Source organism: Georgenia sp. Z1491 (assembly GCF_057652395.1).
In genome coordinates, this window is record NZ_CM172729.1 from 3,038,156 (window position 1) to 3,053,262 (window position 15,107).

The window sequence follows — 15,107 nt, forward strand, 5'->3', positions numbered from 1 at the left end:
GCGTCGCCCCCTGTCATGCGGCAGGCGCAGCCCCGCGACACACTGGCGGGGACCCTGGGCACGACACGATCGACGAAAGGGACGCCATGACGATCCGCCCGCAGGACACGGCCACCCGAGACTCGCGCCGACTCGACGGGATCTGGGACTTCGCCCTCGACCCTGACGGCCGCGGCCGGGACGAGCACTGGTTCGCCGGCCCGCTCCCCGACGCCCGCGACATGGCCGTGCCCGCCAGCTACAACGACCTTGTGCCGGACCCGGCCGTCAAGAACCACGTCGGCGACGCCTGGTACCAGCGCACCGTCCGGGTGCCGCGCGGCTGGGCGGGCGAGCGGATCGTCCTGCACCTGGAGTCGGCCACGCACCGCGCGACCGTCTGGGTCGACGACGTCGAGGTCGTCTCCCACGAGGGCGGCTACACGCCGTTCGAGGCGGACGTCACCGAGCACGTCACCCCCGGTGGGACGTTCCGCCTGACGGTCGTGGTCAACAACGAGCTGAGCTTCCGGTCGATCCCGCCGGGCGTCGTCGAGGACACCGAGGACGGACGCCGCCAGACCTACTGGCACGACTTCTTCAACTACGCAGGTCTGCACCGCTCCGTCCGGCTCCACGCGACGCCGCACGACCACGTCACCGACGTCACCGTCGTCACCGGCCTGGACGGCTCCACGGGTACGGTCGACTGGTCCGTCCGCGCGTCGTCCCAGGCCACACCGACGGTTGCCGCCATCCTGCGCGACACCGCAGGCCGAGTCGTCGAGGAGGGGGACGCGGCACTCGTCGCCGGCAGTGCGTCGGGCACCCTCACCGTGCCCGACGTCCACAGGTGGGCGCCGGGCGACGGCTACCTCTACGACCTCGAGGTGCGCATCGTCGACGGCGAGGAGGTGCTCGACAGCTACCACCAGAGCGTCGGGATCCGCACGGTCGAGGTGCGCGGCACCGAGCTCCTCATCAACGGGGAGCCCTTCTACGTCCGGGGCTTCGGCATGCACGAGGACCACGACGTCATCGGCAAGGGGCACTCGGACGCCCACCTCGTCCATGACACCGAGCTGCTGCACTGGATCGGGGCGAACTCGCTGCGCACGTCGCACTATCCCTACAGCCAGGACGTGCTCGATCACGCGGACCGCCACGGGCTGGTGGTCATCGACGAGGTCGCCGCCGTCGGGCAGAACATGGGCCTGGGCGGCGGGATCTTCGGCGCCCAGGGCTACACGACCTTCTCACCGGAGACGATCAACGACGAGAGCCGCGAGGTGCACGCCCAGGCGATCCGGGAGCTGATCCACCGGGACAAGAACCACCCGAGCGTCGTGCTGTGGTCGATCGCCAACGAGCCCGAGTCGGACACGGAGCCGGCCGAGGACTACTTCCGGCCGCTGTTCGCGCTCACGCGCGAGCTGGACCCGACGCGCCCGGTGGGTTTCGTCAACGTCATGCTCGCGCCCCACGGGAAGTGCCGGGTCTCGCAGTTCGCCGACGTCCTCATGCTCAACCGCTACTACGGGTGGTACGTGCACACCGGGGAGCTGGCGGCCGCCGAGCGCGCATGGACGGCTGAGCTGGAGGCCTGGGCGGGCGACGGCAAGCCGATCATCGTCACCGAGTACGGCGCAGACACCCTGGCCGGACTCCACTCGGAGCCGGCAGAGCCGTGGAGCGAGGAGTACCAGGTCGCGTACCTGGAGATGAACCACAAGGTGTTCGACTCGATCGACGCCGTCATCGGCGAGCACGTGTGGAACTTCGCCGACTTCGCCACGAAGGCCGGCGTCATGCGGGTCGGCGGCAACAAGAAGGGCGTCTTCACCCGTGACCGCCGCCCGAAGACCGCCGCGCACGCCCTGCGCAGGCGCTGGCTCGCGGCCGACCGTCAGGGCTGAAGCAGCTCCAGTACGCGATCGAGCTTGGTGTCGACCGCGTCTACCTTGGTGTCGACCGTGCCCACCTTCGACTCCACCGACCCCACACGGCCATCGACCGCATCGACCTTGGACTCGATCGAGTCGAGCCGAGCGCCGTGTGCGGTGATGTCGTTGCTGATCTCGCCCAGGCGGTTGGTGTGACGCCGCTGGGTGAGGGAAATGGTCGAGAGCATCTCGTAGATGGCCTCGACGTCGTTGTCCAGCTGGCGCACCTTCTGCTCGATGCTCGTCGACGTCATGCCCACGACAGTAGCCCCGTCCGCGGGCCCGATCGAGGGGCGGCCGCCCGGCTGTGGACAACGTCCCGGCGCCGGGGCGATGTGGGCCGGACCACGTCTGGCGCGGCCGGGCACCGCTGCTCCCCAGCCTCGCGGGACCGCCGTCGCATCAGCGGATCGTGAACCCGCCGTCGACGACGAGGTCGGCGCCGTTGATCATCGCCGAGGCGTCGGAGGCGAGGAACACGGCGGCCGCGGCGATCTCCTCGGGGTACGCGAACCGGCCGTTCGGGATCTCGGCCTTGTGCGCGTCACCCTTCGGGCCCGCCCACGCCTTGCGGCCCATGTCGGTCAGGACGACGGTCGGCGAGATCGTGTTGACCGTGACCCCGCGGCCGCCCCACTCGTTGGCGAGGTTCTTCGTCAGGCCGATGACGCCGAACTTCGAGGCGCCGTACGCCACGTGCTGGTCGAGCGCCACGCTCCCGCCCTGGGACGCCATGTTGATGACGCGTCCCTGACCGGCCTCGAGCATGTGGCGGGCGACGGCCTGCGCGACGACGAACAAGCCCGTGAGGTTGATGTTGATCGTCGTGCGGAAGTCGTCGACGGAGAGTTCCTCGGCGGGGCCGAGGAGCGCGACGCCGGCGCTGTTGACGAGGATGTCGATGCGGCCGGTCTCGGCGACGACGGCGTCCACGGCCCGCCGGACGGAGGCCTCGTCGGAGACGTCGCACTGCTGGGACACGCCGCCGTCGAGGTCGGCCACCTTCGCGGCTGCGGCATCGCCGTCGAGATCGAGGACGGCGATACGCGCACCCTTGGCGGCATACGCGTCGACGATCGCGGAGCCGATGCCGGCGGCGCCGCCAGTGACGAGAGCGACCTTTCCTGCCAGGTTGAAGTCGAGGTCGACGGTGGGAGCTGTCTCGGACACGGGGGTCTCCTTCGGTCGGGCGGCGATGACGCGGCGACCGGCACTCGACCGGCGCCACTCCCACCGTCTCATCCGGGAGCCGGCGCTGCACCGTCGCGGCTCACGGCCCGCGCCGGACGCCCCCGAGCGCCGAGCCCTGAGCCCCGAGCCCCGAGCGCCGAGCACCGACGACGTCGCTCACCCCACCCGGCCGACCTCGCGGACGGCCGCGCCGAACACGCCGGGGAGGGCGCGCGCGAGCGGCACGAGCCGTCGTCGGACGGCCGGCACGCCGGTCGCGGTCAGCAGCGCCCGGGTGAGAATCCGGTGGCGGCGCACGATCCGCCGCCACTCCCGCTCGTACCGCTCCGGGTCGTCGTCGACCACTGCGCCTACCGCCGCCTCGGCCTGCGCCAGGGCGAGGGACAGCCCCTCCCCCGTGAGCGCGTCGACGTAGCCGCTGGCGTCACCGACCAGCAGCGTCCGGCCGGCCACCCGGCGCCGCGAGGCTTGCCCGAGCGGGCCCGCGCCGCGCACGGACGAACGTGGGCCTCCCCCGCCCGCACCCGGGCCGCCGATGCGTTCGACCAGCTCCGGGAACGCCGCGAGGTGCTCCGCATAAGGTCGCCGCGTCGAGGTGAGGATCGCGATCCCGACCTCGTCCGGTCCGACGGGCGTCACGTACGCCTCGGCGTCGGCGGCCCAGTGCACCTCGACCCGATCGGTCCAGGGCGCCACCGCCACGTGCTGCCGCAGCCCGTAGCGGCGCGGGCCGCGGACCGCCGCGTCCAGTCCCAGCGCTCGCCGCAGGGGCGAGTGCAGCCCGTCAGCCACGACGAGGTGACGCGCCGGGCGCCCGTCGGCCACGACACCCTCCCGGTGCGCCACGACGTCGCGCACACGCCCGGCCTCGATCGGCACGCCCGCCTCCCGCACGGCGTCGAGCAGGGCCGCGTGCAGGATCGTGCGACGCACCCCGCGTCCGGGAGCGCCGTCGGCGAAGTCCGCCTCGGCGGTGACCGTCCCCGCGCAGTAACGGATCCCCCGGAGCTCCCGTCCCGCAGGCTCGACCCCGAGATCGAGCAGCCGGCTGAGCGCGGCCGGCATGAGCCCCTCGCCGCAGGCCTTGTCGATGACGCCGGCCCGGGGTTCGATCACCACCGTGCTCAGGCCCGCCCGGGCGGCGAGCAGCGCGGTCGCGAGGCCCGCGGGTCCCCCACCGGCGACGAGCAGGTCGAGGGTCACGACGGGCCGGCCACACCGGTCGGGTCGCCGAGCTCGGTCAGCGCCCGGTTCTCGGTGCGGATCCGCACGGTCAGCAGCGCCGCGTTCGCCACGCTGAACACGAGCGCCGTGACCCACGCCGTGTGCACGAGCGGCAGCGCGAACCCCTCGACGACGACGGCCACGTAGTTCGGGTGCCTGAGCCACCGCAGCCGGTAGGGCCCGCGGGCCACGAGCGTCAGGCCGGGGACGATGATGACCCGGGTGTTCCACTGGTGCCCCAGCGAGGCGATGCACCACCAGCGCAGACCCTGCGCCGCCAGGGCGAGCGCGAGCATCGACCAGCCCAGGACGGGCACGAAGTCGGGGCGGAGCGTCCACACCTCGACGAGGCACCCGAGCAGCAGCCCCGTGTGCAGCACCACCATCACCGGGTAGTGGCCGACCCCGTGCTCGCGCCCCCCGCGCGCAAAGCTCCAGCGCGCGTTGCGCCTGGCGACGACGAGTTCGGCCACACGCTCCGCGCCGACAGTGAGCACGAGCGCGGTGAAGAGCAGCAGGCTCGTCCCGGTCACGGTGCCTCCGGCATGCGCAGCAGCACGACCTCGAGGCTGAAGCCCGGGCCCATCGCCATCATCACCCCGTACGAGCCGGGCGCGGGCGGTCGCCGGTCGAGGGTGTCCCGCAGGATGTGCAGCACCGACGCCGAGGACATGTTGCCGACGCGCCGCAGCGAGTCGGTGGTCAGCGCGAGCGCCTCGGGGCCGAGGCCGAGCGCCTCGACCAGCGCGTCGATGACCTTGGGGCCGCCCGGGTGGCACACCCACCAGCCGACGTCACGGACGCCGAGCCCGTGGTCCCGAAGGAACGCGGCGACGTCCTCACCCACGTGGCCGCGGACGAGGTCGGGCACCTCGGCGCCGAGGACGATCCGCAGACCGGTCGACCGCACGTCCCATCCCATGACGTCCTGCGTGCCGCCGTACAGGCGGCTCAGGCTGTCGACGACGACGGGGCCGGCGGCGCTGTCCAGCGCGGCGGCACCGTCGCCGGACGCGAGCGGGTGCTCGTCGCCGACCATGACGACGGCGGCGGCGCCGTCGCCGAACAGCCCGCTCGCCACCAGGTTGGCCGGGGAGGCGTCGCCACGCTGGATCGTCAGGGAGCACAGCTCGACGGAGAGCAGGACGGCGACGCCCCGCGGGCGCCCCTTCAGCAGGTCGTGCACGCGCGCGATGCCGGCCGCGCCACCCATGCAGCCCAGCCCGATCATCGGTACCCGGACGACGTCGTCACGAAGTCCGACGCGCGCGGCGACGCGTGCCTCGATCGACGGCACCGCGAGCCCGGTGACGGTGGTGGAGACGACGAGGTCGACGTCCCCGGGCCGCAGCCCGGCGCGCTCGAGAGCGCCGGTCACCGCCTCGGAGCCGAGCTCCAGCGCGGCGCCGATGAAGGCGTCGTTCGCGGCGCCGAAGTCTGTCAGGGCCGCGTACTCCTCGAGCGGCAGAGCGACCTGACGCTGGTCGACGCCGCAGTTCGCGTGGATCCTGCGGAGCAGCTTCTCGGTGGCGCCGTCGACGCCGATGACCTCGACCAGGGCGTCCGCGAGCCGCTGCTGCGCGTAGCGGTGCTCCGGCAGCACGGGTTCGACAGCGACGACGCTGGTCATCCCGCCAGGCTAACGCCGCAGTAGTCGAGCTGCCCGATGGTGACCGGCGGCCGCCAGTAGCCGGCGGGGGAACGTGGGCGGCTGGTTACGCTCGGCCCATGCGGACCGCCGTCGCGCTCGTCCGGGCGTGCCACCCCGGGCCGACCGCGGCCGTCACGGTGCTCGCCGCGCTGCTGGCCGTCACGGCCGGGCACTCGGCCGGGCAGGCGGCACTCGTCGCGACCGCGGTGCTCGCCGGGCAGCTCACGGTGGGGTGGTCGAACGACCTCGTCGACGCCGACCGCGACGTGGCGACCGCTCGCCGGGACAAGCCGCTCGTCACCGGCGAGATCACGCGGGCGGCGCTGCGCCGCGCGCTGGTTCTCGCCTCGGCGGCCTGCGTCGCGCTGTCCCTGGCGGTCGGTCTGCTCGCCGGACTCGTGCACCTGACCCTCGTCGCCGCCGCGTGGGCATACAACCTCGGGCTCAAACGCACCGTGTGGTCGTGGCTGCCGTACGTGGTGGCGTTCGGGCTCCTACCCGCGTTCTCCTGGCTCGCCCTCGATCCGCCGGCGATGCCGCCGTGGTGGGTGATGGTCGTCGGCTCGGTCCTGGGGTTCGGCGCGCACCTGCTCAACACGCTGCCCGACCTCGACGACGATGCGCGCACCGGCGTGCGTGGGCTGCCGCACCGCCTCGGCGCCCGCCGCTCGAGCGTGCTGGCGGTCGTCGCGCTCGTCGCCGGCACGGCGGTCGTCGTGCTCGGGCCCGCCGGCACCGGTCCGTGGTGGGGATGGGCGGTCCTCGCCATGAGCGTGCTGCTGTCGGTCGGCGCGCTCGTGCTCGGCGGGCGGGCGCCGTTCCGCGCGGCACTGGTCATCGCGCTCCTGGACGTCGTCCTGCTCGTCGCGCGGAGCTGACCGCCGCTCAGCGACCCGCCACCGCTCCGCAGGCCGCCGCGACGTCGTCCGCCAGGGCCTGCGCGGCGTCGTCGTCGAGGTGGTGCACGGTCAGACGCAGGTGCCAGGACGGGTCGGCGTCGTCGATCGCGAACTCGTCCCCGGTGCGGGCGAGCCAGCCGCGCCGCATGAGGTGCTCCGACACGTCGCGGGCGGGCCCGGGCAGCGGCACCCAGAGGCTGAGGCCGTCGGAGCCAGGTACGTCGATGCCGTGCGCGGCCAGGCGGGCGGTGAACGCCGCGTTGCGGTCGGCGTAGTGGACGGCCGCGCGCTCGATGGTGCGCCGGGCGGCGTCGTCGGTGAGCAGTGCGTGCGCGAGGCGCTGGAGGATGTGGCTGACCCACGTGGTGCCGGGGCTCAGGCGCATCGCGAGGCGGTCGGCGGTCTCGGGGTCCGTGGCGGTCAGGGCCAGCGACATGTCGGGGCCGAGGAACTTGGAGACCGACCGGATCAGGGCCCAGCGCCGGTGGTCCGGGCCGACGATCGTGCGGAACGGCCGCCTGGACAGCAGCGAGTAGTGGTCGTCCTCGACGACGAGCACGTAGGGGTGCTCCGCGAGCAGCTCGCGCAGCGCGGCCGCGCGCGACTCGCTCAGGCTCGCGCCGGTGGGGTTCTGCGCCCGGGGCGTGCACACGACGGCGCGGACGCCGCTCTCGAGGGCGGCCCGCAGCCCGTCGACGGTCATCCCCTCCGCATCCACCGGCACCGGGACGGGCCGGTACCCGGCGAGCCGCACGGTGCGGATGGTGGCCAGGAAGCACGGGTCCTCGAGCGCGACGGCGTCGTCCCGGGTCAGCGCCTGCGCCAGGAGGCGCTCGACGGCGTCGAAAGCCCCGCTCGTCACCGTGAGGCGGCGCTCCCCCGCGGCCCCGACGTCGGGGTCGAGCCAGCCGCGCGCCAGGTCCTCGAGCCCGGCGTCGACGACGGGCTCGCCGTACATCACGGGCCTGCTCGACAGGGCGGCGAGCGCCGGACCGGGGTCGGGGACGTGCGCGGGGTCGGGGTTGCCGGTGGCGACGTCGCGCAGGACGGTGTCTGCGGCGTAGCCCTCCTGCGCGACGGCGGAGCGACCTGCCACCTGCGTGCCTGCCCGGCCGCGGGTGACGACGAGCCCGGCCTGCCCGAGCTGGCGGTAGGCGGCGACGACCGTGTTGCGGTTGACGCCGAGCCGGTCGGCGAGCGTCCGCACCGACGGGAGCTGCACGCCCGGACGCAGGCCGCCGCGTTCCACGAGGTCGCGCACGCTGTCGACGATCTCCGCCGCCGTCCCGCCCCGGATCTCCGCCGAGGTCTGCCCCGCGGCGGCCCCGGCGATCTCACCTGTCGTCATCGGGTCCGAGCCTAGTGGCGGACGGGTTACGCTTTTGACCTAGGCCAATCATCGGCCGTGTCTACACATCGCACGGAAGGTTCGTCATGACCGCCACCAGCACCTCGACCACCACCCACGCCGGGCGCGAGACGTCCGCGCGCCCTGCCGAGGAGCTCACGAACTCCTTGCGGGCCGGCGTCATCATGGACGTCGTCACGCCCGAGCAGGCGCGGATCGCCGAGGACGCGGGCGCGGTCGCCGTCATGGCGCTCGAGCGCGTCCCGGCCGACATCCGCGCACAGGGCGGCGTGGCCCGGATGAGCAACCCGGACCTCATCGACGGGATCATCGCCGCCGTCTCCGTGCCCGTCATGGCCAAGGCGCGCATCGGTCACATGGTCGAGGCGCAGGTCCTCCAGCACCTCGGGGTGGACTACGTCGACGAGTCCGAGGTCCTCTCGCCGGCCGACTACGCCCACCACATCGACAAGACGGCCTTCACGGTCCCGTTCGTCTGCGGGGCGACCAACCTGGGCGAGGCGCTGCGCCGCATCACCGAGGGCGCGTCGATGATCCGGTCCAAGGGCGAGGCCGGGACGGGCGACGTCTCGGAGGCAACCCGCCACATCCGCCAGATCATCGGCGAGATCAACGCGCTGCGCGCGCGGTCCGCGGACGAGCTCTACCTCGCGGCCAAGGAGCTCCAGGCCCCGTACGACCTGGTGGTGAAGGTGGCCGAGGCGGGACGGCTGCCGGTCCCGCTGTTCACCGCCGGCGGGGTGGCCACGCCCGCCGATGCCGCCATGATGATGCAGCTCGGCGCCGACGGCGTGTTCGTCGGTTCGGGCATCTTCACGTCCGGGGACCCGGTCGCCCGCGCCAAGGCGATCGTCCGGGCGACAGCCGCCTACGACGACCCGGCGGTCGTCGCAGAGGTCTCGCGCGGCCTGGGCGAGGCGATGGTCGGCATCAGCGTGACCGACCTCCCGGCCCCGCACCGGCTCGCCGAGCGCGGGTGGTGAGCGGGCCGGTCACGGCACGCGGTAGGTCCACGTGTCATCCGTGAACTTGGACCGGACGAGCGCCTGCGCCTTCTCGAGCTCCTCGGGGTGGAGCCCCGACTCGACCGTGGAGTACCGCAGCCGCAGGTGGTCGAGAAAGGACTCGATGATCGCCTCGCGCGCCATGCCGGTCTGGCTGCGCATGGGGTCCACGCGCTTGGCGGCCGAGCGCACGCCCTTGTCGGAGAGCTTCTCGCGGCCGATCCGCAGCACGTCGAGCATCTTCTGCGCGTCGATGTCGTAGCTCATCGTCACGTGGTGCAGCACCACTCCGGACGCGAACCTCTTCTGGGCCGCTCCCCCGATCTTTCCGGCGTCGGACGCGATGTCGTTGAGCGGGACGTACCGGGCGTTCACGCCGATCTCCTTCAGGGCGTCGAGCACCCACGCGTCGAGGAAGGCGTAGGACTGCTCGAAGCTCAGGCCCTCGACGAGCGAGGTCGGCACCACGAGCGAGTACGTGATGCAGTTGCCGGCCTCCATGAACATCGCCCCGCCACCGGAGACGCGCCGCACCACGGACATGCCGTAACGGTCGAGGGCGGCCTCGTCGACCTCGTTGCGCACGGACTGGAACGAGCCGATGACCACCAGGGGTGCGTCCCACTCCCAGAACCGCAGGACGGCGCCGCGCCGTCCTGCGGCGACCTCGCCGGGGATCACCTCGTCGAGCGCGACGTGCATGGCCGGGTGGAGGGTGGGCCCGTGGACGAGCTCGATGGTCAGGTCGTCCCAGGAGATCGCGCGGCCCAGCGCCCGGCGCACGGCGATGCCCACGCCCTCGGCGGTGAGGCCGAACGGGTGCACGTCCGGCCGGTCGAGGACCGTCGCCGCGGCGGCAGCCAGGTCCGCCGCCGACGCCGACTCCGGCTGCCCGGTGAGGACCGCGTCGAGCTCGGCGAGCGCGGAGTCGGGCTCGAGGAAGAAGTCTCCCGCGAGGTGGACGTCCGTCAGTCGTCCGTCGGCCACCTCCAGGTCGACGACGACGAGCTTGCCTCCGGGGACCTTGTACTCACCATGCACGCCTCGAGCCTACGCACCCCCTGACATTCGTCGAGAGTGCGGTTCTCCGACCGCGAGAGTGCGGTCACCCGCACTCTCGACGACCAGGAACCGCACTCTCGACGACATGGGGGAGAGCCTCACGCGCCGGTGGCGTGGCGATCGAGGAACTCGTAGACCTCGGTGTCGTCGACGCCGGGGAACGTGCCCGGCGGGAGAGCGGCGAGCAGGTGACTGTGCGCGCGGGCGCTCGGCCAGGCGTGCGACTTCCACCGGCTCGCGAGCGCTGCCGGCGGGCGCCGGCAGCACGCCGGGTCCGGGCAGCTCGACCTCTGCCGCACGGACGTCTCGCGCCCCCGGAACCACTTCGCGTGGTCGAACGGGACGCCGACGTCGATCGCGAAGTCCCCGCCGTCGGTGCGCTCCACGTGCGTGGTGCACCAGTACGTGCCCCGCCCCATGTCCGTGTACTGGAAGTGGGTGGCGTAGCGGTCGACGTTGTCGAACACGCGGCGCGAGGCCCATCTCCGGCAGACGATCTGACCCTCGACGGCGCCGGTGACGTCGGTGGGGAACGTGACGTCGTCGTTCTCGTAGGCCTTGTAGATCACCCCGTCCTCCCCGACGCGCAGGAAGTGCACCGGCAGACCGAGGTGCTCGGTGGCGAGGTTGGTGAACCGGTGCGCGGCGGTCTCGTAGGAGACCGCGAAGGCGTCGCGCAGGTCGTCGATCGCGAGGTCCCGCTCCTTCTTGGCGGCGGTGAGCAGGTCGGCGGCGGAGCGCTCGGGCACGAGCAGGGCGGCGGCGAAGTAGTTCGCCTCGACCCGCTGAGCGAGGAACTCCGCGTAGCCGCGGGGGTCGGCGTGCTCCAGGGCGAAGTGGCCGAGGGTCTGCAGGACGATCGTGCGCGGGTCGTGACCGCCCCGGGCCGTGATCGGGAGGTAGATCCTGCGGTGGTGCAGGTCGGTGACCGAACGCGTGGAGCGGGGCAGGTCGTCGGTGCGGTGGATCGTGAAGCCGAGGTGCGCGGTGACGGCGGAGACCCCGCGGTCGGTCAGCGGTCCGCCCCGGTGGCCGACCGCCTCCGAGATCGCCGCCGCGACCTGCTCGATCTCCGCGAAGTAGTTGTCCCGCCCCCGCATCGTGGCGCGCAGCTCGGCGTTCGCGCGTCGGGCCTCCTCCGGCGTGGCCGAGCGGACCGTGGCGCTGCGGGCGAGCTCGGCGTGCAGGCCGACGAGGGCCTCGAGCGCGTCGGAGGGCAGTTTCGCGGTGGCGCGCACGGAGGGCAGTCCGAGCGAGGCGTAGGTCGGGTCGGCCTGGGCGCGCTCGAGGGCGAGCTCGAGGGCGGCGCGCCGGGTCGGCGGCTCGGCGCGCATGAGGTCAGCGACCGGCACGTCGAGGGAGCGCGCGATCGCGTGGACGAGCGCGAGGCGGGGCTCGCGCCGTCCGTTCTCGATCTGGGAGAGCAGCGACGGCGCCCGGTCCACGCGTGCCGCCAGGTCGGCGAGCGTGAGGCCGGCGCCCTGGCGCGCGTGCCGGATGCGCCGGCCGAGGACGGCGAGGTCGAGCCCGTCGTCGCCGGCGCGTGGCTCGGCCCGTGCTCCGGTCCCGGCCGCGCTCCCCTGAGTGTCCGGCTCGCCGGGGTCCCCCGGTCCGGCCGGCGACGCGGCGGGCCGCCGAGCGGCTCCGGCGTCGTCGGGCGTGGTGATGCGTGTGCGCGCGGCCATCTCTTCTCCCTCGGTGAAGATCGCTCGAACTTTACACAGATCCGTGCTGGATGGGACGGCCACCGCTCGCGAACGTGTACTCATCGCGGATTTCACCCGATCTCCGCGGAGAGCCACGAGGAAGAGGCATCCCATGAGCACCGTTCTCGAGACCACAGCCGGGACCACCGGGACCACCGGCGCCGCTGCACCCCGCACCGGCCACCCCCGGTCGATCGAGGGCCGCATCCGCTCCGAGGCCGCCGACCTGGCCCAGGACTGGGCGAGCAACCCACGCTGGTCCGGCGTGCGGCGCGACCATACGGCCGAGGACGTCGTGCGCCTGCGCGGGACCGTCCGCGAGGAGCCGACCCTCGCCCGGCGCGGAGCGGACCGCCTGTGGGAGCTCCTGCACACCCGCGACTACGTCCACGCCCTCGGCGCGATCACCGGCAACCAGGCCACGCAGATGGTTCGCGCCGGCCTCGAGGCGATCTACCTCTCCGGCTGGCAGGTCGCGGCGGACGGGAACTCAGCCGGCCAGACCTACCCCGACCAGTCGCTGTACCCCGTCAACTCCGTCCCCAGCGTCGTGCGCAGGATCAACAACGCCCTGCTGCGGGCGGACGAGATCTCCTTCTCCGAGGGCACGGACCCGGGCTTCGACTGGCTCGCCCCGATCGTGGCCGACGCCGAGGCCGGCTTCGGCGGCGCGCTCAACGCGTTCGAGCTGACCAAGGCGCTGATCACGGCCGGCGCGGCCGGGGTCCACCTCGAGGACCAGCTCGCGTCGGAGAAGAAGTGCGGGCACCTGGGCGGCAAGGTCCTCGTCCCCACGGCGCAGCACGTGCGCACGCTGGGGGCGGCCCGGCTCGCGTCCGACGTCCTCGGCGTGCCCACGCTGATCGTCGCCCGCACGGACGCGCTCGCGGCCACGCTCATCACCTCGGACATCGACCCGCGGGACGCGCGGCTGACCACCGGCGAGCGCACGGCGGAGGGCTTCTACCGGACCCGCGCCGGGACCGAGGCCGTCATCGCCCGCGCCCTGGCCTACGCGCCCTACGCGGACCTGCTGTGGGTCGAGACCTCCACGCCGGACCTCGACCACGCCCGCGAGGTCGCCGAGGCCGTTCACGCGGAGCACCCGGACCAGATGCTCGCGTACAACTGCTCGCCGTCGTTCAACTGGCGCGCGCACCTCGACGAGGAGACGATCGCCCGCTTCCAGCGCGAGCTCGGCGCCATGGGCTACCGGTTCCAGTTCATCACCCTGGCGGGCTTCCACCAGCTCAACCACGGCATGTTCGAGCTCGCTCGCGGCTACGCCCACGAGGGGATGACCGCCTACGTCGAGCTCCAAGAGCGTGAGTTCGCTTCCGAGGCCGACGGGTACACCGCGACGAGGCACCAGCGCGAGGTCGGCACCGGCTACTTCGACCTCGTCGCCACCGCGCTCAACCCGACGGGCGAGACCCTCGCGCTGCGCGGGTCCACCGAGGAGCAGCAGTTCCACTGACGACGACGTCGCCCGACCGACACCCCACCGACGCACCACGCGCAAGGAGCCACAGCCATGACCCTCACCGACACCCGGCCCGCACACGGCGCCACCACGATCCCCCGCCCGACGGCGAACACCCGCACCACCGGTGCGCCACCCGTCGTCGTCGGCGTGCGGCGTGACTCCAGGCGGGTCCCCTCACCCGACGCCCTCGCCCTCATCGGAGCCCTCCACGCGCGCTTCGACGGCGAGCGGGGCGAGCTCCTGGCCGAGCGGAGGCGCCGCGGGCAGTCCGCGGCGGACGGCGCCCTGCTCGGCCCCGGGCCCAAGGCGCGCCGTGTGCGCGAGGACCCGACGTGGCGGGTTCGCCAAACCTCCGGCCGGACCACCGTCGTCGCGCGACCCCGGGGCTGGGAGGCCGTCGAGGAGCGCCTCGAGGTCGCCGGCCGTCCGGCGTCCGCGACCCTCGTCGACGTCGGGCTGCACGTCTTCGACGCCCGTGCCCGCCTCGCCCACGGTCCCGGGCTCGAGATCCGACCGACGGGTCTCCAGTGCCACCGGGAGGCGCGGCTGTGGCACGACGTGCTGACCGTCGCGGAGGACCGGCTGGGGCTGGCGCGCGGTTCGGTCAGGGTGCGGATCGTCCTCGACAGCGTCGCTGCCGGCCTCGAGGCGGAGGAGATCCTCTTCGAGCTGCGCGAGCGGGCCACCGCCGTCGAGATCGGCGACGTCGACGCGCTGATCGCGGAGGCGGCCGACCTCCGCGCGCGTACCGCCCAGGTGCACGCGGGATGCGGGGAGGTCGGTCCGACGTCGACGTCCGTTCGAGGTCTCCCGGAGCGGGCCGCCGAGATGTGGCGGCGCCGCTACGCGGGGCCGGCCAGCGGGATCACGGCCTGAACCTGGTGGAGCGGCCCACCAGCGGGTCCCTCGCCGAGCCGGGAGGAGACGAGCTCGACGGCGTCCGCCCGCCAGGTGGGACCCTCGTAGACCGCGAGGGCGGAGGCGAGGCCGGCCATGTCGGTCCCGCGCGATCGGCGCGACTCGCGCGCGACGGTGAGGTGGGCACGGCGACGCTCCTGGCGACCGCGGCCGTTGCCGCGCGCGGGCGCTCCCGGTTCGTCGTCGTCCTGGTCCTCCGGGTCGGGCGGGCGGACGTAGGGGGCGTCGGCGGCGTCGGCCATGAGCACGGTGAGCCGCGCGGTCTCCCCGCCGACGCCGACCCACAGGATGCGGCCGGAGAAGGACCCGCCACCACGCAGGCGCAGGTCGAGCGGGGCGTGCCGGGCGGCGGCCTCGGCGAGTGAATCGGCGACGTCGCCGACCGCGCCGTCGGGCACCTCGCCGTAGAAGGCCACGGTGACGTGCTGCTGGTCGACCGGCACCCAGCGCAGGGGCGCGCCAGCGCCGAGACGGAGGTTGGTCAGCGGCAGCTCGAGGTGGTCGAGCACCTCGGCGGGCGGCCGGATCGCAGCGAAGAGGCGCATCGGGTCAGCCTCTCCCCCGCCGGGCGCCGGCGTCCATCCGAATCGTTGGGCTGAAAGGGGTCGTACGCGTGGACGGGCGTGGGGGGTCCGTCAGCCGGTCCGTCGCGTGGCCGCCTCGATGTCGAGGCCG

At 73.5% G+C, this 15,107-nt stretch carries 14 protein-coding genes; 5 read left to right on the plus strand and 9 right to left on the minus strand.

The window, feature by feature from the left end; all coding sequences use genetic code 11:
- Window positions 1-86 precede the first annotated feature (86 nt).
- Window positions 87-1,895, plus strand: a complete 1,809-nt coding sequence (gene uidA, locus AC24HA_RS14010; RefSeq protein WP_425709836.1) for a beta-glucuronidase — start codon at window positions 87-89, stop codon at window positions 1,893-1,895.
- Here uidA and AC24HA_RS14015 read toward each other — a convergent pair.
- From AC24HA_RS14015 to AC24HA_RS14035, 5 genes are all read right to left on the minus strand, one after another.
- Window positions 1,886-2,176 carry a hypothetical protein gene (locus AC24HA_RS14015; RefSeq protein ID WP_425709837.1) on the minus strand — a complete coding sequence of 97 codons (291 nt, stop codon included), beginning with the start codon at window positions 2,174-2,176 and terminating at the stop codon, window positions 1,886-1,888. The genes uidA and AC24HA_RS14015 overlap by 10 nt on opposite strands.
- A 148-nt stretch (window positions 2,177-2,324) precedes the next feature.
- Window positions 2,325-3,092 (minus strand): GolD/DthD family dehydrogenase, encoded by a 768-nt coding sequence (locus AC24HA_RS14020; protein ID WP_425709838.1) that lies wholly within the window; start codon window positions 3,090-3,092, stop codon window positions 2,325-2,327.
- 177 nt (window positions 3,093-3,269) lie between these two features.
- Window positions 3,270-4,316, minus strand: coding sequence for an NAD(P)/FAD-dependent oxidoreductase (locus AC24HA_RS14025; protein WP_425709839.1), 1,047 nt, complete (start codon window positions 4,314-4,316; stop codon window positions 3,270-3,272).
- Window positions 4,313-4,870, minus strand: a complete 558-nt coding sequence (locus AC24HA_RS14030; protein WP_425709840.1) for an isoprenylcysteine carboxyl methyltransferase family protein — start codon at window positions 4,868-4,870, stop codon at window positions 4,313-4,315. The genes AC24HA_RS14025 and AC24HA_RS14030 overlap by 4 nt, the downstream gene beginning before the upstream one ends.
- The gene (locus tag AC24HA_RS14035) at window positions 4,867-5,967 is read right to left on the minus strand and encodes a type III polyketide synthase (RefSeq protein ID WP_425709841.1); all 1,101 of its coding nucleotides are present in this window, start codon (window positions 5,965-5,967) and stop codon (window positions 4,867-4,869) included. The genes AC24HA_RS14030 and AC24HA_RS14035 overlap by 4 nt, the downstream gene beginning before the upstream one ends.
- 98 nt (window positions 5,968-6,065) lie before the next feature.
- Here AC24HA_RS14035 and AC24HA_RS14040 point away from each other — a divergent pair, with 98 nt between their 5' ends.
- Window positions 6,066-6,866: a UbiA family prenyltransferase gene (locus AC24HA_RS14040; protein ID WP_425709842.1), complete on the plus strand. Its 801-nt coding sequence runs from the start codon at window positions 6,066-6,068 to the stop codon at window positions 6,864-6,866.
- A gap of 7 nt (window positions 6,867-6,873) precedes the next feature.
- Here AC24HA_RS14040 and AC24HA_RS14045 read toward each other — a convergent pair whose 3' ends face one another.
- Window positions 6,874-8,235, minus strand: a complete 1,362-nt coding sequence (locus tag AC24HA_RS14045; RefSeq protein WP_425709843.1) for an aminotransferase class I/II-fold pyridoxal phosphate-dependent enzyme — start codon at window positions 8,233-8,235, stop codon at window positions 6,874-6,876.
- A gap of 86 nt (window positions 8,236-8,321) precedes the next feature.
- Here AC24HA_RS14045 and pdxS point away from each other — a divergent pair, with 86 nt between their 5' ends.
- Window positions 8,322-9,239 (plus strand): pyridoxal 5'-phosphate synthase lyase subunit PdxS, encoded by a 918-nt coding sequence (gene pdxS / locus AC24HA_RS14050; RefSeq protein ID WP_425709844.1) that lies wholly within the window; start codon window positions 8,322-8,324, stop codon window positions 9,237-9,239.
- A 9-nt stretch (window positions 9,240-9,248) separates the two neighbouring features.
- On the opposite strand, the gene lplAB is transcribed toward pdxS, so the two are convergent.
- Window positions 9,249-10,301, minus strand: a complete 1,053-nt coding sequence (gene lplAB, locus AC24HA_RS14055; RefSeq protein ID WP_425709845.1) for a lipoate-protein ligase LplAB — start codon at window positions 10,299-10,301, stop codon at window positions 9,249-9,251.
- A gap of 119 nt (window positions 10,302-10,420) precedes the next feature.
- A complete protein-coding gene (locus AC24HA_RS14060; RefSeq protein WP_425709846.1) occupies window positions 10,421-12,007 on the minus strand; it encodes a helix-turn-helix domain-containing protein in 1,587 nt (528 codons plus the stop codon).
- Window positions 12,008-12,140: 133 nt separating this feature from the next.
- Between AC24HA_RS14060 and aceA the strand changes: the two genes are divergently transcribed.
- Window positions 12,141-13,505: an isocitrate lyase gene (aceA, locus tag AC24HA_RS14065; RefSeq protein WP_425709847.1), complete on the plus strand. Its 1,365-nt coding sequence runs from the start codon at window positions 12,141-12,143 to the stop codon at window positions 13,503-13,505.
- 57 nt (window positions 13,506-13,562) lie between these two features.
- Window positions 13,563-14,390 carry a hypothetical protein gene (locus AC24HA_RS14070; protein WP_425709848.1) on the plus strand — a complete coding sequence of 276 codons (828 nt, stop codon included), beginning with the start codon at window positions 13,563-13,565 and terminating at the stop codon, window positions 14,388-14,390.
- On the opposite strand, the gene AC24HA_RS14075 is transcribed toward AC24HA_RS14070, so the two are convergent.
- Window positions 14,357-14,977 (minus strand): 2'-5' RNA ligase family protein, encoded by a 621-nt coding sequence (locus tag AC24HA_RS14075; protein ID WP_425709849.1) that lies wholly within the window; start codon window positions 14,975-14,977, stop codon window positions 14,357-14,359. The genes AC24HA_RS14070 and AC24HA_RS14075 overlap by 34 nt on opposite strands.
- Window positions 14,978-15,107 lie beyond the last annotated feature (130 nt).

Coding starts and splice junctions, on each gene's coding strand:
- uidA (WP_425709836.1), top strand. CDS start 87: ATGACGATCCGCCCGCAGGACACGGCCACCCGAGACTCGCGCCGACTC.
- AC24HA_RS14015 (WP_425709837.1), bottom strand. CDS start 2,176: ATGACGTCGACGAGCATCGAGCAGAAGGTGCGCCAGCTGGACAACGAC.
- AC24HA_RS14035 (WP_425709841.1), bottom strand. CDS start 5,967: ATGACCAGCGTCGTCGCTGTCGAACCCGTGCTGCCGGAGCACCGCTAC.
- AC24HA_RS14040 (WP_425709842.1), top strand. CDS start 6,066: ATGCGGACCGCCGTCGCGCTCGTCCGGGCGTGCCACCCCGGGCCGACC.
- AC24HA_RS14045 (WP_425709843.1), bottom strand. CDS start 8,235: ATGACGACAGGTGAGATCGCCGGGGCCGCCGCGGGGCAGACCTCGGCG.
- pdxS (WP_425709844.1), top strand. CDS start 8,322: ATGACCGCCACCAGCACCTCGACCACCACCCACGCCGGGCGCGAGACG.
- AC24HA_RS14060 (WP_425709846.1), bottom strand. CDS start 12,007: ATGGCCGCGCGCACACGCATCACCACGCCCGACGACGCCGGAGCCGCT.
- aceA (WP_425709847.1), top strand. CDS start 12,141: ATGAGCACCGTTCTCGAGACCACAGCCGGGACCACCGGGACCACCGGC.
- AC24HA_RS14070 (WP_425709848.1), top strand. CDS start 13,563: ATGACCCTCACCGACACCCGGCCCGCACACGGCGCCACCACGATCCCC.
- AC24HA_RS14075 (WP_425709849.1), bottom strand. CDS start 14,977: ATGCGCCTCTTCGCTGCGATCCGGCCGCCCGCCGAGGTGCTCGACCAC.